Annotated in this window: 19 protein-coding genes; 18 read left to right on the top strand and 1 reads right to left on the bottom strand. The window is 45.3% G+C overall.

Annotated elements, in window-relative coordinates:
* The first annotated feature begins 189 nt into the window (after positions 1 to 189).
* From OCV77_RS01395 to OCV77_RS01385, 3 genes are read left to right on the top strand one after another with little or no spacing between them, the layout of a single operon-like run.
* Positions 190 to 2,379 (top strand): alpha-galactosidase, encoded by a 2,190-nt coding sequence (locus OCV77_RS01395; RefSeq protein ID WP_262572626.1) that lies wholly within the window; start codon positions 190 to 192, stop codon positions 2,377 to 2,379.
* 32 nt (positions 2,380 to 2,411) lie between these two features.
* Positions 2,412 to 4,583: a glycoside hydrolase family 36 protein gene (locus OCV77_RS01390; RefSeq protein WP_262572624.1), complete on the top strand. Its 2,172-nt coding sequence runs from the start codon at positions 2,412 to 2,414 to the stop codon at positions 4,581 to 4,583.
* Between the two features lie 45 nt (positions 4,584 to 4,628).
* Positions 4,629 to 5,651 carry a substrate-binding domain-containing protein gene (locus OCV77_RS01385; protein ID WP_262572623.1) on the top strand — a complete coding sequence of 341 codons (1,023 nt, stop codon included), beginning with the start codon at positions 4,629 to 4,631 and terminating at the stop codon, positions 5,649 to 5,651.
* On the opposite strand, the gene OCV77_RS01380 is transcribed toward OCV77_RS01385, so the two are convergent.
* Positions 5,648 to 6,493 (bottom strand): helix-turn-helix domain-containing protein, encoded by an 846-nt coding sequence (locus OCV77_RS01380; protein ID WP_262572622.1) that lies wholly within the window; start codon positions 6,491 to 6,493, stop codon positions 5,648 to 5,650. The genes OCV77_RS01385 and OCV77_RS01380 overlap by 4 nt on opposite strands.
* 425 nt (positions 6,494 to 6,918) lie before the next feature.
* Here OCV77_RS01380 and OCV77_RS01375 point away from each other — a divergent pair, with 425 nt between their 5' ends.
* The 15 genes from OCV77_RS01375 (at position 6,919) to dnaK (ending at position 24,885) form a co-directional block, all read left to right on the top strand.
* Positions 6,919 to 8,367, top strand: a complete 1,449-nt coding sequence (locus tag OCV77_RS01375; protein WP_262572620.1) for an ABC transporter substrate-binding protein — start codon at positions 6,919 to 6,921, stop codon at positions 8,365 to 8,367.
* A 112-nt stretch (positions 8,368 to 8,479) separates the two neighbouring features.
* Positions 8,480 to 9,478 (top strand): carbohydrate ABC transporter permease, encoded by a 999-nt coding sequence (locus OCV77_RS01370; RefSeq protein ID WP_262572761.1) that lies wholly within the window; start codon positions 8,480 to 8,482, stop codon positions 9,476 to 9,478.
* Positions 9,479 to 9,480: 2 nt separating this feature from the next.
* Positions 9,481 to 10,326, top strand: a complete 846-nt coding sequence (locus OCV77_RS01365; RefSeq protein ID WP_118797214.1) for a carbohydrate ABC transporter permease — start codon at positions 9,481 to 9,483, stop codon at positions 10,324 to 10,326.
* A gap of 44 nt (positions 10,327 to 10,370) precedes the next feature.
* Complete coding sequence (locus tag OCV77_RS01360) at positions 10,371 to 11,552, top strand: AGE family epimerase/isomerase (RefSeq protein WP_262572618.1); 1,182 nt, start codon at positions 10,371 to 10,373, stop codon at positions 11,550 to 11,552.
* 17 nt (positions 11,553 to 11,569) lie between these two features.
* Positions 11,570 to 12,742, top strand: a complete 1,173-nt coding sequence (locus tag OCV77_RS01355; RefSeq protein ID WP_262572616.1) for a glycoside hydrolase family 130 protein — start codon at positions 11,570 to 11,572, stop codon at positions 12,740 to 12,742.
* 33 nt (positions 12,743 to 12,775) lie between these two features.
* Complete coding sequence (locus OCV77_RS01350) at positions 12,776 to 13,798, top strand: glycoside hydrolase family 130 protein (RefSeq protein WP_262572613.1); 1,023 nt, start codon at positions 12,776 to 12,778, stop codon at positions 13,796 to 13,798.
* A gap of 105 nt (positions 13,799 to 13,903) precedes the next feature.
* Positions 13,904 to 15,028 (top strand): SGNH/GDSL hydrolase family protein, encoded by a 1,125-nt coding sequence (locus OCV77_RS01345; RefSeq protein WP_262572611.1) that lies wholly within the window; start codon positions 13,904 to 13,906, stop codon positions 15,026 to 15,028.
* Positions 15,029 to 15,060: 32 nt separating this feature from the next.
* Positions 15,061 to 17,367: a GH1 family beta-glucosidase gene (locus OCV77_RS01340; protein ID WP_262572609.1), complete on the top strand. Its 2,307-nt coding sequence runs from the start codon at positions 15,061 to 15,063 to the stop codon at positions 17,365 to 17,367.
* A 21-nt stretch (positions 17,368 to 17,388) separates the two neighbouring features.
* Complete coding sequence (locus OCV77_RS01335) at positions 17,389 to 18,573, top strand: pyridoxal phosphate-dependent aminotransferase (protein WP_262572607.1); 1,185 nt, start codon at positions 17,389 to 17,391, stop codon at positions 18,571 to 18,573.
* A gap of 50 nt (positions 18,574 to 18,623) precedes the next feature.
* Positions 18,624 to 19,484 (top strand): patatin-like phospholipase family protein, encoded by an 861-nt coding sequence (locus OCV77_RS01330; RefSeq protein ID WP_262572604.1) that lies wholly within the window; start codon positions 18,624 to 18,626, stop codon positions 19,482 to 19,484.
* Complete coding sequence (locus OCV77_RS01325) at positions 19,478 to 20,389, top strand: undecaprenyl-diphosphate phosphatase (protein WP_262572601.1); 912 nt, start codon at positions 19,478 to 19,480, stop codon at positions 20,387 to 20,389. The genes OCV77_RS01330 and OCV77_RS01325 overlap by 7 nt, the downstream gene beginning before the upstream one ends.
* Before the next feature lie 150 nt (positions 20,390 to 20,539).
* Entirely contained in the window at positions 20,540 to 20,998 is a 459-nt protein-coding gene (locus OCV77_RS01320) for a DUF6465 family protein (RefSeq protein ID WP_262572598.1), read from the top strand.
* A gap of 247 nt (positions 20,999 to 21,245) precedes the next feature.
* A complete protein-coding gene (gene hrcA / locus OCV77_RS01315; protein ID WP_331488682.1) occupies positions 21,246 to 22,286 on the top strand; it encodes a heat-inducible transcriptional repressor HrcA in 1,041 nt (346 codons plus the stop codon).
* Between the two features lie 20 nt (positions 22,287 to 22,306).
* On the top strand, positions 22,307 to 22,927 hold the full coding sequence (gene grpE / locus OCV77_RS01310) for a nucleotide exchange factor GrpE (protein WP_262572597.1): 621 nt from the start codon (positions 22,307 to 22,309) through the stop codon (positions 22,925 to 22,927).
* A gap of 71 nt (positions 22,928 to 22,998) precedes the next feature.
* Positions 22,999 to 24,885, top strand: coding sequence for a molecular chaperone DnaK (gene dnaK, locus OCV77_RS01305; RefSeq protein WP_262572595.1), 1,887 nt, complete (start codon positions 22,999 to 23,001; stop codon positions 24,883 to 24,885).
* The last annotated feature ends 41 nt before the right edge of the window (positions 24,886 to 24,926 follow it).

Genomic DNA, 24,926 nt, shown 5'->3' with positions numbered 1-24,926 from the left:
CGGCATTTTTGTTGTAAACAGCAATTTTTCTGCTCTGCTGGCGAAAAATGACGTTTTTGCAGCCTGCCTTAAAATGTCTTAAAAGTGGGAAAATTAACATTGAAAAGACATTGATCTGATTGACATTACTAAAAATTACCTTATAATTTAGTTAAATGGTTTTTGCGTAAAATGAAATTTGGAGGTTTTATGGCAGCAGTTTTTTTGGAAGAAGAAAAGATATTTAAGCTTGATACGAGAAATACAACTTATGTTATTGCAGTAGTAGATGACGAGCAGTTTTTAGGACATGTTTATTACGGAAAGAAGCTGAAGGAAGTCCATTTAGACGGTCTGCTCCGTATCCATGAGAACCCTTTTGTCCCTTCAAGGAATAACAGGGACAGGGTATCCTTCCTTGACAGCTTCCCGATGGAATATCCGGCACACGGACTTGGTGATTACAGAGAAAGCTGCATCAATATCCGCACAGAGAAAGGAAATGTGGGACTTGCCCTTTCTTACGTGTCACATAAGATCACGGAGGGAAAAGATGGACTTGAAGGTCTGCCGGCATCCTTTGGAAAAGCAGGAGAGTGTGAGACTCTTAAGATCCTTTGCGAGGATAAGGTAACAGGACTTCAGGTGATTCTGCAGTATGGTATTTTTGATGAAGCAGATGTAATCACAAGAAGTGTAAAGGTAGTGAACACAGGTAAGGAAGATCTTTATCTGACCAAGGTATATTCTGCCTGCCTTGATATGGATAATAAAGATTTTGAAGCGATTTCCCTGCATGGTTCCTGGGCAAGAGAGAGACAGATAGAGACAGTACCGGTAAGTCATGGCAAATACAGTGTGGAGTCCATACGTGGAGAGTCCAGCCATCAGGATCATCCGTTCCTGGCACTGAAGACGAAGAATGCCGATCAGGAAAATGGTGAAGTATATGCCATGCATTTTGTATATTCCGGCAATTTCAAGGCACAGGTACAGTCTGATCAGTTTGATCAGGTACGTATGACCATGGGAATCCATCCGGAAGATTTTACCTGGAAGCTGAAAGAGGGAGAATCCTTCCAGGCACCGGAGACCGTGCTCGTCTATTCTGCGCAGGGACTTGGACAGATGACGAGGATCTTCCATGATTTCTACAGAAATCATCTGATCCGCAGTGAGTACAAGAATCAGAAGAGACCTATTCTGATCAACAACTGGGAAGCTACTTATTTTGATTTTGATACAGACAAGCTGATCGCTATTGCAAAGCAGGCGTCAGCCCTTGGCATTGAGATGCTTGTTATGGATGATGGATGGTTTGGAAACCGCTGTGATGACAACAGAGCGCTTGGCGACTGGTTTGTCAATGAAGAGAAGCTGAAGGGCGGACTGGAATATCTGGTTGACGAGGTCAATAAGCTTGGCATGAAGTTCGGTATCTGGTTTGAGCCTGAAATGATTTCCCCGGATTCTGACCTTTATCGCGCACATCCTGATTATGCCATTGCGATCCCAGGCAGGGAGCCCAGCCTCTGCAGAAATCAGTATGTGCTGGATCTGACCAGAAAGGAAGTCAGAGATTATGCTTATGAGTGCGTAGCGAAGATCCTTCGCAGCGCCAATATTGAATATGTAAAGTGGGATATGAACAGACAGCTTTCAGACATCGGTTCCCTTGAGCTTCCAGCAGATCAGATGGGTGAGCTGTATCACCGTTATGTACTGGCTGTTTATGAAATGCAGGAGAGAATGATGACAGAGTTCCCACACCTTCTTCTGGAGAACTGCTCCGGCGGCGGTGCAAGATTTGATCCGGGTATGCTGTATTACAGCCCGCAGATCTGGTGTTCTGATGATACCGATGCGATTGAAAGACTGAAGATCCAGGAAGGTACGGCACTGATCTATCCATTGTCCACAATGGGAGCACATGTTTCTGACTGCCCGAACCATACAGTAGGCAGAGTGACTCCTTTTGAAACAAGAGGGTATGTGGCACTGGCAGGAACCTTTGGCTATGAGCTGGATGTAACGAAAATCCCGGAGAGCGACAGGGAGCAGATCCCCGCACAGGTTGCCATGTATCATAAATATAATGATCTGGTAAGGGAAGGAGATTATTACAGGATCGCTTCCTATGCGGAGAATCATTATTTTGACTGCTATGGCGTTGTCAGCAAGGATAAGAAAGAAGCGCTGTATACCTATGTACAGGTACTGAATCGTCCCAACTATCACAGCAGAAGGATCTATCTGAAGGGACTGGCAGCAGAGAAGTACTATGCGATTGAAGGAGAAGATGGGACATGGTCAGGAGAACAGCTGATGAATGCCGGACTTCTGGTGCAGAATCCCTTTGGTGACTTTAAAGGAAAATTAATTCACCTGACAGAGGTGTAAACATAGAACAAACGGAAAGGAACAGATAAAAGATGGCATCAGAATATATCAATCAGTGGATCAGGATAGAGGAAGACGGGATCTATCTGGTATTTGGAGTGACAAAGGAAAATCAGCTGAAGTTATTTCATTTTTCAGCAAAGCCTCTTTCTGAACAGGAAGAAAAGAAACTGACAGAGAATGAAACATTTTTGCGGGAGGGTTTCCAGCTGGTACAGGTCAACTTCTCAGGCTATAACAGACCTTATGAAAAGCATGGCAACAAGCATATCGTAACAGCACCTGGTTATATGCTCACTTTCGTGGATATGAAAGATGAGCGCAACGAGACAGGAAGAGTGCTGACATTTATCCAGAAGGATGAGGAAACCGGAGCCAGGGTAGTGACAACCTGGCAGTTTTATCAGGGAACCACTACGATCAGGATGCAGAGTGAGGTGACCAATGAAGGAACTGAGGTGCAGACGCTGGAGTACATTTCGTCTTTCTATTATCTTGGCATCGAAAAAGAGGGAGAGATGAGCTCCGATGACAAGATGCAGCTCACCTTTGCACATAACGGCTGGCAGAAGGAAATGAATTTCCATACCTACAGCTTCCCGGCACTGGGGCTTCCACAGACTCAGCCTACGGTATATCAGAGGACGTCAAAGACGATCGAACTGACCAATACAGGAAACTGGTCGACTAAGGAATATCTTCCAATGGGCTATCTGTCCAATGAGGAAGCAGATACTGCCATTTACTGGCAGATCGAGCATAATGGTTCCTGGCATGCAGAGATCAGTGATCAGAATGATCATTTTTATCTGGCGCTGAGCGGTCCGACCGAGGTACAGTCCCACTGGTTCCAGAATTTAAAGCCCGGTGAAAGCTTTACGACCGTGCCGGTGGCAGTTGGTGTATCAGATGCTGATTTTGCGAACGCCATTGGGCAGCTTACGAAGTATCGCCGTATGATCCGCAGAGTAAATAAGGATGATGAGAATCTGCCTGTTATCTTTAATGATTATATGAACTGCCTTTTCGGAGATCCGACCACAGAAAAGGAGCTGCCTCTGATTGATGCGGCAGCAGAGGCTGGTTGTGAGTATTATGTTATTGATGCCGGCTGGTATGCACCGGGACTCTGGTGGGACAGCGTTGGCGAATGGCAGGAATCCAGAGAACGTTTCCCGGGCGGAATCAAAGAAGTAACTGATTATATCCGCGGCAAGGGAATGGTTCCCGGTGTCTGGCTTGAGCTGGAGGTTATGGGTATCAACTGCGAGAAGGCAAAGAATGCTCCCGATGACTGGTTTTTCATCCGTCATGGAAAGAGAGTCTTTGACAGAAGCAGGTATCAGCTCGATTTCCGTAACCCTGCTGTCATTGATCATGTCAATGAAGTAATAGACAGGGTTGTCAATGAGTACGGAGTGGGGTATATTAAAATGGATTACAATATCGAGCCCGGTATTGGTACAGAGCTTGACGCGGATAGTGTGGGAGCAGGACTCCTTGCCCATGAAAGAGCATATCTTGCCTGGCTTGACAGTGTATTTAAGAAATACCCTGATCTCGTGATTGAAAACTGTTCCAGCGGTGGTCTGCGTATTGACTATGCGCTGCTGTCCAGATACAGCATCCAGTCCACAAGCGATCAGGAGGACTATCAGAACTATGCTTCCATTGCAGTCAATGCACCGGCTGGTCTGACACCGGAGCAGGCGGCGGTATGGTCTTATCCGCAGAGAAATGGCGACAAAGAAGAAACCATTTTCAACATGGTCAATGCCATGCTTCTGCGTATCCACCAGAGCGGCCATCTGGCGGAGCTTTCTCCGGAGAGAGTGGAACTGGTGAAGGAAGGAATTTCCTATTACAAGGAAATCCGCAGTGATATTAAAAAAGCACTTCCTGACTGGCCGATCGGTCTTGCTGATACAAGAGCTACTTTCCTGTGCGGTGCACTGAAGACAGAGAACAAGGCTTACCTTGCTGTATTCAGAAGAGATAAGGACGAAGAGGATGACAGAACCATGGTAAGAATTCCTCTGACACATCTGTTTGAAGGCGAAAAGAAGCTCAGTGTAAAGCTGGCTTATCCACAGGAAGCCATGAAAGAAAATGTGGAGTATACTTATGAAGCCGACAGAAAGGTTCTGGCAGTTGACTTTAAGAAGAAAGTAATGGCCAGGATATTTGAAGTAACGGCCGAATAAAACGTGTAAGAATCCGGAAAGTCTTACATATATGTGGAGGGGAACATGGCGAAGGCAGTAAGACTTGCCGATATAGCAAAGATTTTAAATGTAAGTACAGTAACCGTCTCCAAGGCGCTTTCTGATCAGAAAGGCGTCAGCGAAGAGATGAGAGATAAGATCAAGCAGCTGGCAGAGGAAATGGGATATCAGTCTCCGTCAGAAGCAAGAAGAATGAAGGAACGCAAAAGCTACAATATCGGAATCATTATTTCTGACAGATATCTTGACCAGTATGAATCCTTTTACTGGAAAATGTACCGCGCAGTAGCGACCAAAGCAATCAGTAAAGAGTGCTTTACCATGCTGGAGGTACTCAGTGCGGAGGCAGAACAGGAGCACAGGGAGCTCCCAAGGCTTCTTCAGGAGAACAAAGTGCAGGGAGTGATCATCATTGGTCTTCTGAAAGAGGATTATCTGAATATGTTGATCCGTGACGCACAGGTTCCTATGCTTTTTCTGGATTTTTATGATAAGGAACATGACTGTGACTGCGTGGTGACAGATAATTTTTACGGAATGTACAAGGTGACGGATTATCTGTTTGAGATGGGGCATAAGGATATTGCCTATGTGGGAACGCTTCTTTATACGGGAAGCATCACAGACCGCTATTTTGGTTATGCAAAAGCACTTCTTGAGCATGGACAGCAGGTGAGAGAGGACTGGGTGATCGAGGACAGGAATCTTTCTGATGGACAGAGAGGTGATGATTTTGAGTTCAGACTTCCAGAGCAGATGCCGACAGCATTTGTCTGCAACTGCGATCTGACAGCGGGGATTCTGATCAATGTGCTTGAGAAAAAAGGCTACCGGGTACCGGAGGATATTTCCGTTGCGGGATTTGATAATTTTATCCATCCAGGGATCTGCAATGTGGAGATCACGTCCTATGAAGTAGATATCAAGGAGATGGCAAGAAAAGCGATCAATACCCTGATCAAAAAGATGAACGGGGAAAGCTATAAGCAGGGGATCACTGTAGTAGACGGACATATGGTGGTCAAAAGCAGTGTCAAAAGAATTTAAGGTATCATACCGGTCTGACGATAAACAAGAGGAGTCAGACCAGTATATTTTTTGAAAAGAGAAATAAAGTGGTTTGTGTTGTCAATACCGACAGCACTTCCAACTTCGTGGATTTTTAAAGAGGTGGTGAGCAGCAGATGCTTTGCCACCTTTATTCGTTTCTGATTCAGATACTGGAGGGGAGTCTCGCCAAAGGCAGTACCAAATTCACGGCAAAAGCGGTATTTACTTACATGAAAGCGCATGGCAAGCTCATCGAGGGAATAATTCTCCTCAAAATGATGATCAAACAGTATCCTGGCTTCCGCAAGATAGGAAGGCAGCAGAGGCTGGGGATCCTGATTGGCATGTCTAATAATACCTGCGACTAGAATATCTGTCAGCAAAGCATGGGAAAGCAGAGAACTCTGGTCAGAGGAAATAGCTGATGGAAGCTTCTGCAGATGCAGGGCAGTGTCTGAAAAGGGAGGTACATCCATGACAACAGGCTCCTGATCCTTTGACAGCAGTCCTGCGTAGCTTTTCAGGGAAGAGCCGGAGATCAGATACAGGGAAAATGCCCAGGGAGACAGGGCAGCATCCAGACGGAAACGTTTTTCACAGCTGCAGAAGACCATTGTGTTTTCAGCCAGGGTAAATACCTGGCTGCCAAACAGGAGCTTGCCACAGCCATTACTGGTATAGAGCAGAAGATAACAGGAAAGAGGGGCTGCTTCATAGAACCAGGGAGCGTTGGCCTGACAGCTGCCGCTAGACAGAACATGCAGGAAAGGATTCTGCATTTCGACAGTGGAAGCGGCGGCAGCTATGGCATCTTTAAAAACGGAGGTTATCATTTCCATGGTTCTGTTCCTTTCTGAAGCCTGTGCCGGCTTTTCTTTGCATGATCCTGAGTGTAGCTGAGGTAATTTCATTGTATTATATTTTCAGAAAAGCTGCAAATAACAATCACACGCAATGAGTCTGAAAACAAGACAATTAAGTTAACATAAATTTACCTAAAAAATAGGCTAATAAATAAAATTTAAGCAATAATAAATCCACTTCAACGAAAATGTTTTCGTGAAAATAGATAAAAATACTAGGTTAAATTTGGTAAAAAAGAAGAAATGAACAATGTATGCAATAATATAATATAAAAAACAACAATGAGTGATGATTAAAAAGTTAAATTAAATATAATTAAAATTAACCTACAAAATTAAGTTAAATGTTAAATCTGAATAACTTATAAGAAAAGGTTTATAAAAAAGGAGGATATTTTATTATGAAGCTGAGAAAAGCATTAGCACTCGGACTTGCAGCAGCCATGACTGTTTCCATGATCGGCTGCGGAAGCACAGCAGACACATCAACTGATACTGCTGACACAACAGAAGCTGCCGAAGAAACGACAGAAGCTGCTGATACTACAGAAGAAAGCACAGAAAGTGCAGACGCAACAACAGATGGCGTTCCCGGATATCTGGACATCAATCTTGATGATTACACAGATCTGACCGCTTCCATCAAGTTCCTTCACTGCAGAACTGACCGTGAGGAAGATGGTTCCATGGCAGAGATGATCGCTAAGTTTAATGAGAAGTTCCCTAACATTGAAGTTAAGACTGAGGGTGTTACAGATTATGCTGAGGATGCACTTCTTCGTCTGTCCCAGGGTAACTGGGGTGATGTTATGTGGATCCCTGCAGTTGATAAGAAGGATCTTTCTTCCTACTTCATGCCTCTTGGTTCAACAGAAGAAATGAGCAAGTCCCTGAACTTTGTTGATTCATGGTCATACGATGGAATTTCCTATGGTATTCCTGTATGGGGAAATGCACAGGGTGTTGTTTACAATAAGGCAGTATTTGAAGCAGCTGGCATTACAGAGCTTCCTACAACTCCTACAGAGTTCCTTGAAGACCTTCAGCTGATCAAAGACAATACAGATGCTATTCCGCTGTATACCAACTATGCAGCAGGATGGACCATGGGTGCATGGGACGCTTACGTTGGTGTTGTTTCTAACGGAGATGCTACATATATGAACCAGAAGTTTGTTCATACAGCAAATCCCTTTGATGATCCCGGTGATGATACCGGTATCTACAACCTGTACAGAATTCTCTATGATGCAGTTGCTAATGGCCTGATCGAAGATGACTATACAACAACTGACTGGGAAGGCTGCAAGGGTATGATCAACAATGGTGAGATCGGTGCTATGGTTCTTGGCTCATGGGCATATTCACAGATGGTTGAAGCTGGTGATCACGGTGATGACATCGGTTACATGCCCTTCCCTATGACTGTTGGAGGAACACAGTACGCACTTGCTGGCGGTGATTATAATTACGCAGTAAATATCAACTCTTCCGATGAGAACAAGACCGCTTCTCTCGTATTCATCAAGTGGATGCTTGAGGAATCCGGATGGTCTGTAAGGGAAGGCTGCTACTCAACAGTGATCGGTGGCGAGAACCCCGATATGTACTCTGCATTTGATGGCTGCGAGATGCTTTCTGATGAAGCTGCTATTGCAGGTGAAGAGGATTTCTTAAATGAAATGAATGCTGAATCCGAGCTGTCCTTCAATGCAGGTGGTAACGCTAAGGTTCAGAGCATTGTAGAAGCAGCAGCAACCGGCAGCAAGTCTCTTGACGATATCATGGCTGACTGGACAACTGCATGGAATGATGCGCAGGATGAACTGGAGATCGAAGTTTTATACTAATCAGAAATCCTGAAAGAAATTAAGTGATATTGTGAGCCGGGGAGGGAGTTTCTCCCTGGCTCTAAATGCGTCAGAGGACGTGCATTATCGTCGGGAGGAAAATTATATGGCAATGTCAAAGACGGTTGCCCCTTTAAAGAAAAGAACCTTTTTAGAATGGGCAAGAAGCAGAGATGGACAGAAGGTTTTTGTTATGATCGCATTTATGGTCATTCCTCTTGTTCTTCTGTTTACCTTTACCTACCTGCCTTTTGCAGAAATGTTTGGCTTCAGCTTTTATAAGATGAAGTATGTAGGTGAAAGAAAATTTGTAGGATTAAAGAATTATATTAAAGTGTTTGAGAGAGACGATTGTTTCGGAGCGTTAAAGCTGAGCCTTTATTATATGGCCGGTTCAATCGTGCAGCTGGCACTTTCCCTTTATCTGGCTACCGTACTCAGTTTTAAGGTAAAGGGCGGGAATATCTTCAAGGGATTCATGTTTTTCCCTTATTTGATCAATGGTATTGCAGTAGGCTTTATTTTTAAGTTTTTCTACACCAGGGGCTTTGTGTTCGATACTGTGCTTCAGTGGTGTGGCTTTCAGCTTGACAATCTTCCGTATTGGTTAAAAGACCAGAGTATCAATAATATTTCTCTGGTGGCTACTTCTGTATGGCGTTATTTCGGACAGAACATGGTGCTCTTTATCGGTGCGATCATGTCTGTGGATTCTGAGCTTTATGAAGCGGCAATGCTGGACGGTGCAAATAAATTCCAACAGTTCATTTATATTATCTTACCAAGTATCAAGACGATCATTACCTTAAATGTGATCCTGTCCATTACCGGATCCTTAAGTGCATTTGAGCCGCCTTATGTTATCACAGACGGTGCCAACGGAACGGGAACCTATTTTGTGGTCATGCACGAGATCGCACATACCCAGCAGAAGGTAGGTCTGGCATCTGCCATGGCGATCATCCTGCTATTGATCATTTTCGTAGCAACGATCCTGCAGAAGCTGTTCTTTAAGTATGTATTTAAGAATGCAGAGGACGAGGATATCAATGCAGCGGTAAGAAGAGAAAAGAAGCTGGCAAGGGCTGCAGCTAGAAAGGCAGGTAGATAAGCATGAGCTTTCGCAAAATTATACTTCATGTTCTGACAGCATTAAAGTATTTATCACTGGTATTCTTTTCCTTTGTTGCGATACTGCCGATCATATCCTGTGTTGTCACTGCTTTTAAGACAGATGCAGAGTACCAGAGTACCAATGTTATGACCATGCCGGAAAGCTGGCTCTATTTTAAGAATTTCGTTTATGCATTCGAAAATGCACATATGGGTAAGGCATTTATCAATTCTACTATTATCCTGGTCTGTGTGCTGATAGTGTCTACGCTGGTGGGTACACAGCTTGCTTATGTGCTGAACCGTTTCAAGTTTCCGGGCAATAACCTGATCCGTAATCTGTTCCTGTTTGCCACACTGCTTCCCGGTGTTGCGATGCAGATCTCGGTTTATGAAATAATGACGAAATTAGGCTTTATTAATTCCCTGCTTGGTTATATCATTATGATGTGTGGTACTGATGTTATTTCCATTTATATTTACATCCAGTTTTTTGAAAATATTGATTATTCACTGGATGAATCAGGAATTATGGACGGAGCATCCTACTTCACGATTTTCTACAGGATACTGCTTCCTCTTTTAAAGCCTGCAATTGTAACCTCCTGTATTCTGAAGGGTGTTGGCACTTATAATGAATATTACAATGCCAATCTTTACCTGCAGGACAAGAAGCTGCTGCCAACCGTGGCTACCTCCCTGTATACCTTCGTAGGACCCCAGGGAAGCAAGTACAACCTGATCTGCGCGGGTGTTATCATTTCCCTGCTTCCGGCACTCCTGGTATTTATTACCTGCCAGAAACAGATATACAGCGGACTGACTGCAGGTGCAGTCAAGGGCTAAGAGACAGAATCAGTTCCACAAAATGGTAAAGGAGAAGGAACAAAATGATGATGTTAGAAGAAGTAAAAGCACATTTGCTGAATGATATCATCCCTTTCTGGAAAAATCTGAGGGATGATGAATTTGGCGGTTATTATGGTTATATGGATTATGACCTGAAGGTGGATAAAAGGGCAGTGAAGGGCTGTATTTTAAACAGCAGAATCACATGGTTCTTCGCCAATGCCTACACGCTTCTTAAGGATGAGAGTCTTCTTGAGGAAGCAAAGCATGGATTTGCCTTCATGAAGGAACACTGCATGGATAAGGAAAACGGCGGTATTTTCTGGTCCATGAAGTATGACGGCACACCGGAGGATACAACCAAGCATACCTACAATCAGGCATTCTCTATTTATGCACTTTCCTCTTATTATGAGGCAACCCATGATGAGGAAGCTCTTGCCATGGCAAAGGAGCTGTTCCATATCATTGAGACGAAGTGCACTGATGAGATCGGTTATAAGGAAGCTTTTGACAAGGAATTCCATGAAGTGGAAAATGACAAGCTTTCTGAAAACGGTGTTATCGCTGAGAAGACCATGAATACCCTGCTTCATGTATTTGAAGCCTATACAGAGCTTTACCGGGTAGCAAAGCTCCCCGAGGTAAAGGAAAGACTTGAGTGGATCATGGATACCTTTGCTGATAAGGTATATAATCCAAAGCTCCACAGACAGGAAGTATTCTTTGACAGGAACATGAACACCATTCTGGATCTGCATTCCTATGGTCATGATATCGAGACGGCATGGCTGATGGATCGTGGAGTTGAAGTTCTTGGTGAGAAGAAATATGAAGAGAAAATGACACCTATTACCAAGGATCTGACAGCAGAGATCTATAAGGTAGCCTTTGACGGACATTCCCTTGCAAATGAATGTGAGAAAGGTGTTGTAAATGTACATCGTATCTGGTGGGTGCAGGCAGAGACCGTGATCGGTTTCCTGAATGGCTGGCAGAAGGATCCTTCCAGGACAGAGTATCTGGATGCAGCAAAGTCTGAATGGCAGTTCATCAAGGATCATGTGATGGACAAGAGACAGGGATCTGAGTGGTTCTGGGAGGTAGACCCAAGCGGAAAGCCTTACGAGGGAAGACCTATCGTAGAACCCTGGAAATGCCCGTATCACAATGGAAGAATGTGCTTTGAGGTAATCAGAAGATTAGAAGGAAAAGAGATCTGAGAAAGGAGAAAGTGAGCATGTTACATCAGAAGTATGAAGAAGAATTAAAGAAATACGAAGCACTTATTAACAGGAAAAATGAAGTAGATCCTGATTTTTACAACGGGATATATGACCGCTATGTGAATCCGGTACTGACCAGAGAGCATATTCCGCTTACCTGGCAGTATGATTTAAACCCGGAAACCAATCCGTATTTTATGAAGAGACTGGGAATCAATGCAGTTATGAATTCCGGTGCGATCGAACTGAATGGAAAGTATTATCTGGTAGCCAGAATTGAAGGAGATGACAGAAAGTCCTTCTTTGGCGTAGCAGAAAGTGACAATGGAATCGATGGATTCCGTTTCTGGGATTACCCGATCCTGCTTCCGGATACCTGCAAGGAAGAGACAAACGTATATGATATGCGTCTCACCAAGCATGAGGATGGTTACATCTATGGCGTATTCTGTTCAGAGAGCAAGGATACCACAGTCAATGATCTTTCTGCAGCAGTTGCTGCAGCAGGTATTGTAAGGACAAAGGATCTGAAGACATGGGAGAGACTGCCTAACCTGGTAACCTTAAACTCCCCTCAGCAGAGAAACGTAGTACTGCATCCTGAATTTGTAAATGGCAAGTATGCTTTCTATACAAGACCGATGGATGACTTCATCGAGACAGGATCAGGCGGCGGTATCGGATTCGGACTCTGTGATGATATTACCCATGCTGTTATCGACGAAGAGAAGATGACAAGCCTTCGTAAGTATCATACCATTACTGAGGCCAAGAACGGTGCCGGTGCAGTGCCGATCAAGACAGAAAAGGGCTGGATTCATATTGCACACGGTGTAAGAAATACAGCAGCCGGACTCAGATATGTAATTTACGCATTCGCAACTGACTTAAATGATCCTTCCAGAGTGATCGCAGAGCCTTCAGGCCTGCTGATCGGACCAAGGGGCGGCGAGAGAGTCGGTGACGTATCCAACGTTGTATTTACCAACGGTGCGATCGCAAATGAAAAGGGCGAGGTATTTATTTACTACGCATCCAGTGATACAAGAATGCATGTTGCAACTACAACTGTTGACAAGCTGATCGATTATGTATTCAATACACCGAAGGATCCCGGCAGAAGCGTAGAGTGCGTAGCACAGAGATGTGAACTGATCAAAAAGAACCTGGAATTTCTTTCCAAATAAGACAAAAAGCCTTTGAGGCGTAAAGGAGATAATATGAGCGAAATTAAAATGATTGCCCCTCCGGTAAAGAATGTTCCCTGGCAGGAGAAGCCGGAAGGACTGACCGGAGCGCCTATCTGGAGATATACAGAGAACCCGATCATCGGACGTAATCCTGTAGAAGGCGTTGCCAGAATTTTCAACAGTGCCGTAATGCCTTATGGTGATGAGTTTATCGGCGTATTCCGTGGCGAGCAGACAAACGGCATCCCTTATATCTATATGGGAAGAAGCAAGGATGCGATCCACTGGGATTTTGATAAGGAGAAGATTCCTTTCGTGGATGAAGAAGGAAAGCCTTTCATGCCGAAGTATGCTTATGACCCCAGACTGGTAAAGGTAGAAGATACCTATTATATCATCTGGTGCCAGGACTTTTATGGTGCATCCATCGGTATGGCAAAGACAACTGATTTCAAGACCTTTACAAGGCTTGAGAACCCTTTTATTCCTTACAACAGAAACGCAGTTCTGTTCCCCAGAAAAATTCATGGAAACTACATGCTGTTGAGCCGCCCTTCTGACAGCGGTCATACACCCTTCGGTGATATCTTTGTCAGCGAGAGCCCTGACCTTGTTTACTGGGGAAAACACAGACACGTTATGGGCAAAGGCAGCGAATGGTGGGAGTCCGTTAAGATCGGCGGAGGTGCAGCTCCTATCGAGACAAGTGAAGGATGGCTGCTGTTCTATCACGGTGTAAGCGGAACCTGCAACGGCTTCGTATATTCCATCGGAGGTGCGATCCTGGATCTTGAGAATCCTTCTATCGTGAAGTACAGATGTGAGACCTTCCTGCTGACACCCGAAGAGTGGTATGAGGAGAGAGGATTCGTTCCCAACGTATGCTTCCCCTGCGCTACCATTCATGATCCTGAAAGCGGAAAGATCGCTATTTACTACGGATGTGCAGACAGCTATGTAGGTCTTGCATTTACCAAATTTGATGAGATCGTAGCATATATCAAAGAGCACAGTGTAGTAACAGAGGCTGATACAGAGATCGGTATCAGATAAGAAAAGGAACAGTGAAATAGTTTTAAAAAGGGCTTGTTAGATTCGTCAGCAGGCCCTTTCTTAATATTTCATGATTATAAAAAAGCGAAAAGGAGCAAAACGATTATGGAATATCAGGTTAAGTTTGATCAGGGAATGATCAACAGAGGAAACTGGAAAAAAATCAAGGAATGTATGAAAAAGGCAGAGAGAGGAGAGGACATTACCACAGGTTTTCTTGGCGGTTCCATTACTCAGGGAAGTCTTTCTTCCACACCGCAGACCTGTTATGCCTATCTGGTATATGAGTGGTGGAAAAAGAAATTCCCGGAGTCAGAGATCACCTTTGTCAATGCGGGAATTGGCGGAACCACATCCCAGTTTGGCGTTTCCAGAGTAAAGGAGCATCTGCTTTCCTATCAGCCGGATTTCGTGCTGATCGAGTTTGCGGTGAATGATGAAAATACGGAATTCTTTGAGGAAACGTATGAGGGTCTTGTAAGAACCACACTGTCAGATGCCTGCAGACCGGCTGTTATGCTGATGAACAATGTCAGGTATGACGACGGACTGAATGCAGAGGAAATGCATCTGAAGGTAGCAAAGGCTTATGCACTTCCCATGGTCAGCATGAAGGAAACAATCTGGCCGGAGATCGAGTCCGGAAGGATCAAAAACAGAGAGATCACACCGGATGACCTTCATCCCAATGACGCAGGCCATGCACTGGTAGCCAAAGTGATCACTACCTTCCTTGAGAAGATATATGAGGACAGAAACAACGAGGAAGAAGCTGCCTTTGCAGAAGGGACACTTCCTGCACCGATCACAGAAAATGCCTATGAGCATTCTGTGAGATATCAGAATCATAATTCAGAGCCTGTTCTTGCAGGATTTGTGGCTGATCTAGAGCCTCAGGACAATATTCTTGAGATCTTCAGAAGAGGATGGACAGGAAGCTATGTGGGCGATAAGATTACCTTTGAGATCGAAGGAACCGGCATTGCGGTACAGTACCGTAAGAGTGTCAAGCAGCCAACTCCCATTGCAAAGGTTACAGTAGATGGCAGAGAAGATACGGCTATGGTATTAGATGGAAACTTTAAGGAGACATGGGGAGACTGTCTGTATATTGATACGGTGACAAGACATATGGAACCCGGTATACATAAGGTAGAGATCGAGATCGTGGAAGCAACAGAGCAGGATGCAGTTCCGTTTTACCTGGTATCCGTCATTGGATCCTGCTGACAGGGAAATTCGGAATAAAAGGAGATAAAACTATGTTTCGTGATGATTTTGTGTGGGGCGTTGCCAGCAGCGCCTATCAGGTAGAGGGAAGAGATCCGGAGGATGGATGCGGTAAGAACATCTGGGATACCTTTGCCGAAGAGGGAAGGATCCTGGATGGAAAGGATGCGTATACCGCCTGTGACCACATGCACAGATATAAAGAGGATTATAAGCTGATGAAGCTGCTTGGGATCAAAGCGTACCGCTTTTCCATGAGCTGGGCGAGGATCCTGCCGGAAGGTACGGGAAAGGTGAATGAAAAGGCCATTGCCATGTACCGGGACATGATCCTTTCCATGAAGGAGAACGGGATCGAGCCATATATCACCATGTATCACTGGGAATTTCCGCAGGCGCTGCAGGACAAGGGCGGCTGGCTGAATGAGGATGTGATACAGTGGTTCGGAGAATATGCGAAGGTAGTGGCAGAGAATTTCTCTGATATCTGCGAATATTTCATTACCTTAAATGAGCCGGAATGCTTTGTGGGACTTGGACATCTGTCGGGAGTGCATGCGCCGGGGCTAAAGCTTCCTTATAAGGATGTATTTAAGATCGCCCACAATGCACTCCGTGCCCATGGCCAGGCAGTTATCAATCTCCGGAAATATGCCAGCAGACCGATCAAGGTAGGCTATGCGCCGACCTGTGGCATGGCATATCCTGCTACCGATTCCCCGGAGGATATCGAGGCTGCAAGAAAGACGCTGTTTGGCTTCCACCAGCCCATGGACAACTGGACCTGGAATGTGGCATGGTTCAATGATCCGGTATTTCTTGGAAAATATCCGGAAGAGGGACTTAAGAAATTTGCTGAGTATCTGCCGGAAATTACAGATGAGGATATGAAACTTATTTCCCAGCCCCTTGATTTTATGGGACAAAACATTTATAACGGATATATGATGAGACAGGGCGAGGACGGAGAGCCGGAGTATGTGGACAGGGAAGCAGGTGCTGCCAAGACAGCAGCAGGCTGGCCGGTTACACCGGAGTGCTTCTACTATGGCGTGAAGTTCCTGTATGAGCGGTATCATTTACCTCTTTACATTACAGAGAACGGCATGTCCTGTCATGATGATGTGTCACTGGATGGCCGTGTACATGATCCCAACAGACAGAATTTTCTGGATCTGTATATTTCTGCACTGCAGAGAGCAAATGATGACGGTGCTGATGTGCGGGGCTATTTCCTGTGGACCTTCCTTGATAATTTTGAATGGGACAAGGGATATACCGAGCGTTTTGGTATTGTATATGTAGATTTTAAGACACAGAAAAGGATTGTGAAGGATTCTGCATTCTGGTATCAGAAAATCATAGAATCCAATGGAAGGGAGTTAACTGTGAACAAGAAGACAAGGCCGATTTTGTTTTTGAATCCTGTGTTTAAGGAAATGATCTGGGGCGGCAATCAGCTTGCCGAGAAGTTTGGCTATGAGATCCCCAGTGACAAGACAGGTGAGTGCTGGGCAGTCAGCGCACATCCAAACGGAGACTGCACCGTAAGAGAAGGGGAATATGCAGGCAGAAAGCTTTCCGAGCTGTTCAAAGAGGAGCCGGAGCTGTTTGGAAACCTTCCTCTTGACCGGTTCCCTCTGCTGATCAAGATCATTGATGCTAAGGCAGATTTAAGTATCCAGGTACATCCTGATGATGCCTATGCCAAGGTACATGAGAACGGATCTCTTGGAAAGACAGAGTGCTGGTATATTCTGGACTGCCCTGAGGATGCGACACTGGTGGTTGGCCACAATGCAGGCAGCAGAGAAGAGCTGAAGGAAATGATCGATCAGAAGAGATGGTCAGAGCTGATCCGTGAAGTACCGGTGAAGAAGGGGGACTTTATTCAGATCAATCCCGGAACTGTCCACGCGATCAAGGGCGGCCTGATGATTCTGGAAACTCAGCAGAACAGCGATATTACCTATCGTGTGTATGACTATGACAGACTTTCCAATGGAAAGCCCCGTGAGCTTCACGTACAGCAGAGTATCGATGTGATCACTGTACCGGCACCTTCTGCAGAGGACAGTGTAAGTCATGCAGCAGATCTGCCGGCAAACACTATGAATGAGCTGATCGCCTGTGATTATTACAAGGTATACAAATTAACCGTAACAGAGCCGGTTTCCTTTGAGCAGGAGCATCCTTTCCTGATCATGAGCGTGATAGAGGGAGAAGGTCTTGTTAATGGACAGATGATCAGAAAGGGAGATCACTTTATCCTTCCTTCAGGCTTTGGCAAGGTGGAACTGCAGGGAGATATGACACTGATCGCATCTTCTGTAAAATAAAGAAAGCAGGAAAGACTAACTATGATCAATGAACAGTACAAAAACATGCTTGGAGGAAGATCTGTAATCAGGGAGTTTTCCGAATTCGCCGCAGCGAGAGGAAAAGAGATCGGATATGAAAATGTATTCGATTATAGTCTGGGAAATCCGTCTGTACCGGTGCCGGACGATTATACAAAAGAGATGGAAGAGCTCCTTAAGACAAAGACTTCCATGGAGCTGCACGGCTACAGTCCAAGTCTTGGACTTCCCGTATTCAAGGAAAGCGTGGCTGCGTCCCTGAACCGGAGATTTGGCATGAACTATACACCGGAATATATTTTCCCAACATCCGGTGCTGCAGGCGCTCTGGCACATGCCCTGCGCTGTGTGACAAAGCCGGGGGATGAGGTACTGACCTTTGCACCCTATTTCCCGGAATATGGTCCCTATGTCAATCTGACAGGAGCTGTTTTAAAGGTGGTTCCTGCTGATACGGAGAGCTTCCAGATCAATTTTGAGAAGCTTACTGAAATGCTGAACGAAAATACGGCAGCAGTGCTCATCAATACCCCGAACAATCCGTCCGGAGCTGTTTACAGCGCAGAAACACTGGAAAAGCTGGCAAAGCTTCTGACGGAAAAGCAGCAGGAATATGGACACGAGATCTTTATCATTTCCGATGAACCTTACAGGGAGATCGTTTTTGACGGGGCAGAGCTTCCTTATGTTTCAAGGTTTTATGCAAATACTCTGTCCTGCTATTCCTATTCCAAGTCCCTGTCCCTTCCCGGTGAGCGTATCGGATATGTGGCAGTGAATCCGGCATGCAAAGACGCAGAGCTTCTGGTACCCATGATGGGACAGATCTCAAGAGGGATCGGACATAACTGCCCGTCCTCCAGTATCCAGCTTGCGGTAGCAAAGGTAGTAGATGAAACAGCGGATATGAAGGTATATGAGACCAATATGAAGCTGCTTTATCAGGCACTGACAGATCTTGGCTTTTCCTGTGTCAGACCGGGAGGCACCTTCTACATTTTCCCAAAGGCACTGGAAGAGGATGCAGTAGCATTCTGTAAGAAAGCGCTGCAGTATGACCTGATTCTGGTTCCCTCTGACAGCTTTGGGGTTAAAGGATATTTCCGTATGGCGTACTGTATTGATACGGAGAAGGTGGAAAGATCCCTGGAAGCCCTCCGCAGATTCGTGAAAGAGAATTATTAGGTGCGGATAGCTTTAAAGACTGCCACGGGCAGCAGAAAAGGAGTGAGTGTATGTACCAGGCAGGACTTGTTTTGGAAGGCGGTGGTATGAAGGGTGTGTATTCATCCGGCGTACTGGACTTTTTCCTGGATAAAGGGCTGGAATTTTCTTCCTGCTACGGCGTGTCTGCAGGAGCCTGTTCCCTGTGCAGCTTTCTGTCAAAGCAGCGGGGCAGGGCTTATCATGTGAATGTGGATTATCTGGATGATAAGAATTACTGCAGTGTATACAGTCTGCTGAAAACGGGGGATCTGTTCGGGGCAGAGATGTGCTATCACAGGATTCCGGATGAACTGAATCTGTACGATTATGATACTTTTAACCGGTATCCGGGCACCTTTTACAGTGTAGTTACGAACATAGAAACAGGACTTGCCGAATATATTCCTATTAAAGATATGAAGAAGGATATTGAAGTGGTCAGGGCATCGGCCTCACTGCCTCTTGTAGCCAATATCATCAGCTGGAACGGCAGAAAATATCTGGATGGCGGAATTTCTGATGCTATCCCGATCCGGAGATCCATAGAGGATGGCAATCAGAAAAATGTGGTGATCCTGACAAAGGAAGCAGGGTACCGCAGAAAGCCGACCAAGGTGGCAGGACTGGTTAAAATGAAGTACCGGAAATATCCAAAGCTTTATGAACTCATGAAAAACAGATATCTTACCTACAACGCCACACTGGATTATCTGGAGGAACAGGAAAAGGAAGGCAGGGCCTTTGTTTTAAGACCACAGCTTCCAAGTGGTGTGGGAAGGATTGAGAAGGACAGAGGAAAACTGCAGAAGCTGTATGAGACCGGCTATGCAGATGCAGAAAAAAATTATGACAGACTGATGGAATATCTGAAGGGAGAAACAAAATGTTAGAGATCATAAAGGCAATCGTCTACGGAATCGTGGAAGGCATCACGGAATGGCTGCCGATCAGCAGTACCGGACACCTGATCCTGGTAGAAAGGCTGATCCCGTTTCAGGAGACCAGTGATGGATTTTTCCAGATGTTTGATGTGGTCATCCAGCTTGGAGCCATTCTGGCAGTTGTGGTTCTGTTCTGGAATAAGATCTGGCCTTTCTACAGCAAAAAGAATCTCCGCTCCAGAAAGGGTGGCATCGTGAAGAGCGCCAAGGATCCGGCAGTGGGAAATGTGGCGCTGAGCATGGATGCCTTCTGGATGTGGGTCAAGATCGTAGTGGCCTGTATCCCGGCAGTGATCTACGGACTTCTTTTTGATGATATGGTCAGTGCTGCTTTTGAAAAGGAGATCGGAGAAAGCGGTGTGACTGTACAGGTGATCGTGGTCGCTGTGATGCTGGTCCTTGTAGGTATTCTGTTTATCGTGATCGAGAACTGGAATAAGAACCGGACACCGGTGACAACAAAGCTAACCCAGCTAACCTACAGGGATGCACTGATCATTGGTCTGTGTCAGCTTGTGGCAGCAGCGCTTCCAGGCACATCCAGATCCGGAGCTACTATCCTTGGTGCGATCATGATCGGTATTTCCAGAACGGTAGCGGCAGAGTTTACCTTTTTCCTGGCGATCCCGGTCATGTTTGGTGCAAGCCTTCTGAAGGTAGTAAAATTTGGCTTTGACTTCAGTGGTATGGAAATGGCATGCCTGCTCACCGGCACGGTGGTATCGTTTATTGTCTCTGTGTTTGTACTGCGGTTTCTGATGGGCTATATCAAGAAGCATGACTTTAAGGTTTTTGGCTGGTATCGTATTGCTTTAGGCATCCTGGTACTTCTGTATTTTGGCTTATCTGCCTGAAAGTTGACAGGATTTCAATTATGGAGTACACTTTCATCATGATATAGATACTAATTCATGCAGGTGAGAACCCTTACGTGTGTCAGCGTATCTGCTTTCACCGGCTGATTGACATGAGAGATCTGCTCTTGTGTGAAAGGAGTCATTGTTATGGAAGAAGTTAAGAAGACAACAGCAAAGGTAGTCGCCAAGGCAGCACCAGCAGTCAAGGCAGCAGAAGAGAAGAAGCCTGAGGTCAAGGCAGCAGCACCTGTTAAGGAAGCTGAAGCAAAGAAGGCAGCGCCGGCAGCCAAGGCAGAAAAGAAAGCGCCTGCCAAGAAGGCACCTGCTAAGAAAGCTGAAGTAAAGAAGGCAGCAGCACCTGCAGCTAAGGAAGAGAAGAAAGCACCTGTTAAGAAGGCGGCTAAAGTAGAAGAAACCGTAAACTTCCAGTTCAGCGGCAAGTCCTATACACCGGATGATCTGATGAAGATCTTCAGGGATGTATGGAAATATGACATGAATGGAAGAGAAGAAGATATCAGGAATGTAGAGCTTTATGTAAAGCCTGAAGAGAATACTACATACTTCGTTGTAAACGGCAGTATTACAGGAAGCTTCTTTATCTAAAGTAAGATATCGTACAGCGAAAGAAGATCCGGCGACTGATCTTAAAGGTCGGAATATATGAGAAAAATTAGAAATCCTGCAGGATTTTCCTGCAGGGTTTTTCTTTATAATCTTTAGAATTTTTTAATAAATATTTTCGTTATAGCTGTTGACAATACCCATAGTAAGTGATAGTTTATGTTATGTAGATATTAGCACTCTAATGAGTTGAGTGCTAACAACCATAAAAGAAAGAGTTGGAAAGGGGATGACGGATATGCAGCTGGATGACAGAAAGATTAAGATCATGCAGGCTATTATCCGTAATTACCTGGAAACCGGGGAACCGGTGGGAAGCAGGACCATTTCCAAATATACAGATCTGAATCTTAGTTCGGCAACGATACGGAACGAGATGGCTGATCTGGAAGAGATGGGCTATATTTTGCAGCCCCATACCTCCGCAGGAAGAATTCCTTCTGACAAGGGATACCGCTTATATGTGGATACTATGATGGAGAAGAAGGATAAGGAACTGGAAGAACTGAAGGAGCTCATTCTGGAGAAGGAAGATAAGATGGATAATCTGCTGAAGCAGGTAGCAAAGCTTCTGGCGGTGAATACCAACTATGCCTCCATGATCTCGGCACCGGCAGTTCATAAGAACAAGATCAAATTCCTGCAGCTTTCCAGAGTAGATAAGAATCAGCTGCTTGCTGTGATCGTTATGGAAGGGAATATGATCAAGAACAATATCCTTCCCGTAGCAGAGGAGCTGGATGATGAAACACTTCTGAAGCTGAACATCCTGCTGAATACACATTTAAGCGGGCTGGCACCGGAGGAGATCAATCTTCCTATGATCACAAGGATGAAGCAGCAGGCAGGCATACACAGTACCATCGTTGGAGACGTGGTAGATGCGCTTGCAGAAGGGATTAAAGAGGAAGAGGATCTTGAGATCTATACAAGCGGAGCCAATAATATTTTCAGGTATCCTGAATTGGCAGACCAGCAGAAGGCGAGTGAGCTGATCAATACCTTCGAAGAGAAGGATAAGCTGACGGAGCTTGTACAGGACAGCCTTTCTGATAATAATGAAACAGGCATTCAGGTTTATATCGGAAACGAGACTCAGATCCAGTCCATGCAGGACTGCAGTGTGGTAACTGCCACCTATGAACTGGGAGAAGGCATGAGAGGTACGATAGGAATTATCGGACCAAAGCGTATGGACTACGATAAGGTAATTGGAACTCTGAAGACCATTACGCATCAGCTTGATGAGCTTTACAATAAAAAGACATAGCAAGGAGAGGAATGAAGCAGATGGCAGATGAAAAGGATATTAAGAAAGAAATTGAAATAGAAACACCGGAAGAGGAACCGGAGACACCCGCAGAGGAAGCAGAAGTGGAAGAAGCTTCTGAAGAGACAGAAAAAGTGCAGGAAGAGGAAGCCAAAGAAGATAAGAAGGCTTTCAAGAAGAAACAGAAGGCAGACAAGAAGCAGGATGCCATGAAGGAGAAGATCGAAGAGCTGGAGGATAAGGTCAGACGCCAGATGGCTGAATTTGATAACTTCCGTAAGCGTACCGACAAGGAAAAGACAGCAATGTTTGAAACCGGTGCGAAAAGTGTGATCGAGAAGATCCTTCCCGTGGTAGATAACTTCGAAAGAGGTCTGGCCACGATCCCGGAAGAGGAGAAGGGTACTCCTTTTGCAGAAGGTATGGAGATGATCTACAGACAGCTCATGACAGAGCTTGACAAGATGGAGGTAAAGGTCATACCGGCAGTGGGAGAGGAATTTGACCCGGCGCTGCACAATGCAGTGATGCAGGTAGAAAGCGATGAGTATGAGTCCGGTGTGATTGCTCAGGAGCTTTTAAAGGGCTATACTTACAGAGATGCTGTAGTAAGGCACAGTATGGTAGCAGTAGTTGTTTAATAAAGGAATCACAGTTATTTTTCAATGTAACAGAACAATAAAAGAGATTAAACTTTCAGGAGGAGAGAATTATGAGTAAGATCATTGGTATTGACTTAGGTACAACAAACAGCTGCGTAGCAGTTATGGAAGGTGGTAAGCCCACCGTTATCGCCAACGCAGAAGGCGCAAGAACAACTCCCTCTGTCGTAGCATTCACAAAGACAGGAGAGAGACTGATCGGTGAGCCTGCAAAGCGTCAGGCAGTTACTAATGCAGAGAACACCATTTCTTCTATTAAGAGAGATATGGGTACTGACAGAGGACGTACAATTAATGGTAAGAAGTATTCTCCTCAGCAGATTTCAGCTATGATCCTTCAGAAGCTGAAAGCAGATGCTGAGAGCTACCTTGGTGAGAAGGTAACAGAGGCAGTTATCACTGTTCCCGCGTACTTCAATGACGCACAGCGTCAGGCAACCAAGGATGCAGGTAAGATCGCTGGCCTTGATGTAAAGCGTATCATCAACGAGCCTACAGCAGCAGCACTGGCTTATGGACTTGATAATGAAAAAGAGCAGAAGATCATGGTTTATGACCTTGGTGGTGGTACCTTCGATGTTTCCATCATTGAGATCGGTGACGGTGTCATCGAAGTTCTTGCTACAAACGGTGATACACACCTTGGCGGTGATGACTTTGATAACAGACTGACACAGTGGATGATCGATGAGTTCAAGAAAGCAGAGGGTGTGGATCTGTCAAATGACAAGATGGCACTTCAGAGATTAAAGGAAGCTGCAGAGAAGGCAAAGAAGGAGCTGTCTTCCGCAACAACAACCAATATCAACCTGCCTTTCATCACAGCAACTGCTGAAGGACCGAAGCACTTTGATATGAACCTTACAAGAGCTAAGTTTGATGAACTGACACATGAGCTTGTAGAGAGAACAGCAATCCCTGTTCAGAACGCTATGAAGGATGCTGGAATTACCAATGCAGATTTAGGTCAGGTATTACTGGTAGGCGGTTCCACACGTATTCCTGCTGTACAGGATAAGGTAAGACAGTTAACAGGCAAAGAACCCAGCAAGAGCCTGAACCCTGATGAGTGTGTAGCACTTGGTGCTTCTATCCAGGGCGGTAAGCTGGCAGGCGATGCCGGTGCAGGTGAGATCCTGCTTCTGGATGTAACACCCCTTTCTCTTTCCATTGAGACCATGGGTGGTATCGCAACAAGGCTGATTGAGAGAAATACAACAATTCCTACCAAGAAGAGCCAGATCTTCTCTACCGCAGCAGATAACCAGACAGCCGTTGATATCAACGTTGTACAGGGTGAAAGACAGTTTGCAAGAGATAACAAGTCTCTTGGACAGTTCAGACTGGATGGTATCCCTCCGGCAATGAGAGGTGTTCCGCAGATCGAGGTTACCTTTGATATCGATGCAAACGGTATTGTAAATGTATCTGCAAAGGATCTTGGTACAGGTAAGGAACAGCACATTACCATTACAGCAGGCTCCAACATGTCAGATGCTGAAATTGATAAGGCTGTTAAGGAAGCCGCTGAGTTTGAAGCACAGGATAAGAAGAGAAAGGAAGCCATTGATACACGTAACGAGGCAGATTCCTTCGTATTCCAGACAGAAAAGGCTCTCAGCGAGGTGGGAGACAAGATCGATGCTTCTGAGAAGGCTTCTGTTGAGGCAGATCTTAAAGCGGTCAAGGATATCCTCGAGAGAACCAAGGATCAGGAAATGAGTGACAATGACATTGATGAGCTGAAGGCAGCCAAGGAAAAGCTGACAACCAGTGCACAGCAGCTGTTCACAAAGATGTATGAGAACATGCAGCAGGCACAGGGCGGTCAGGCAGGACCTGATATGAGTGGCATGGGCGGCCAGGGTGCAGCTGATGCCGGGGCAGGTGCAGGACCTGCAGATGATGTAGTTGACGGTGACTACAGAGAGGTGTAAGATAGATTAGATTCTATCTGAAATGATCAGAAATGAATGGC

This window comes from Suilimivivens aceti, assembly GCF_025567405.1.
Classification (GTDB): domain Bacteria; phylum Bacillota; class Clostridia; order Lachnospirales; family Lachnospiraceae; genus Suilimivivens; species Suilimivivens aceti.
Note: the sequence above shows the minus strand (reverse complement) of the source record. Positions and strands in the feature narration are given on the sequence as shown.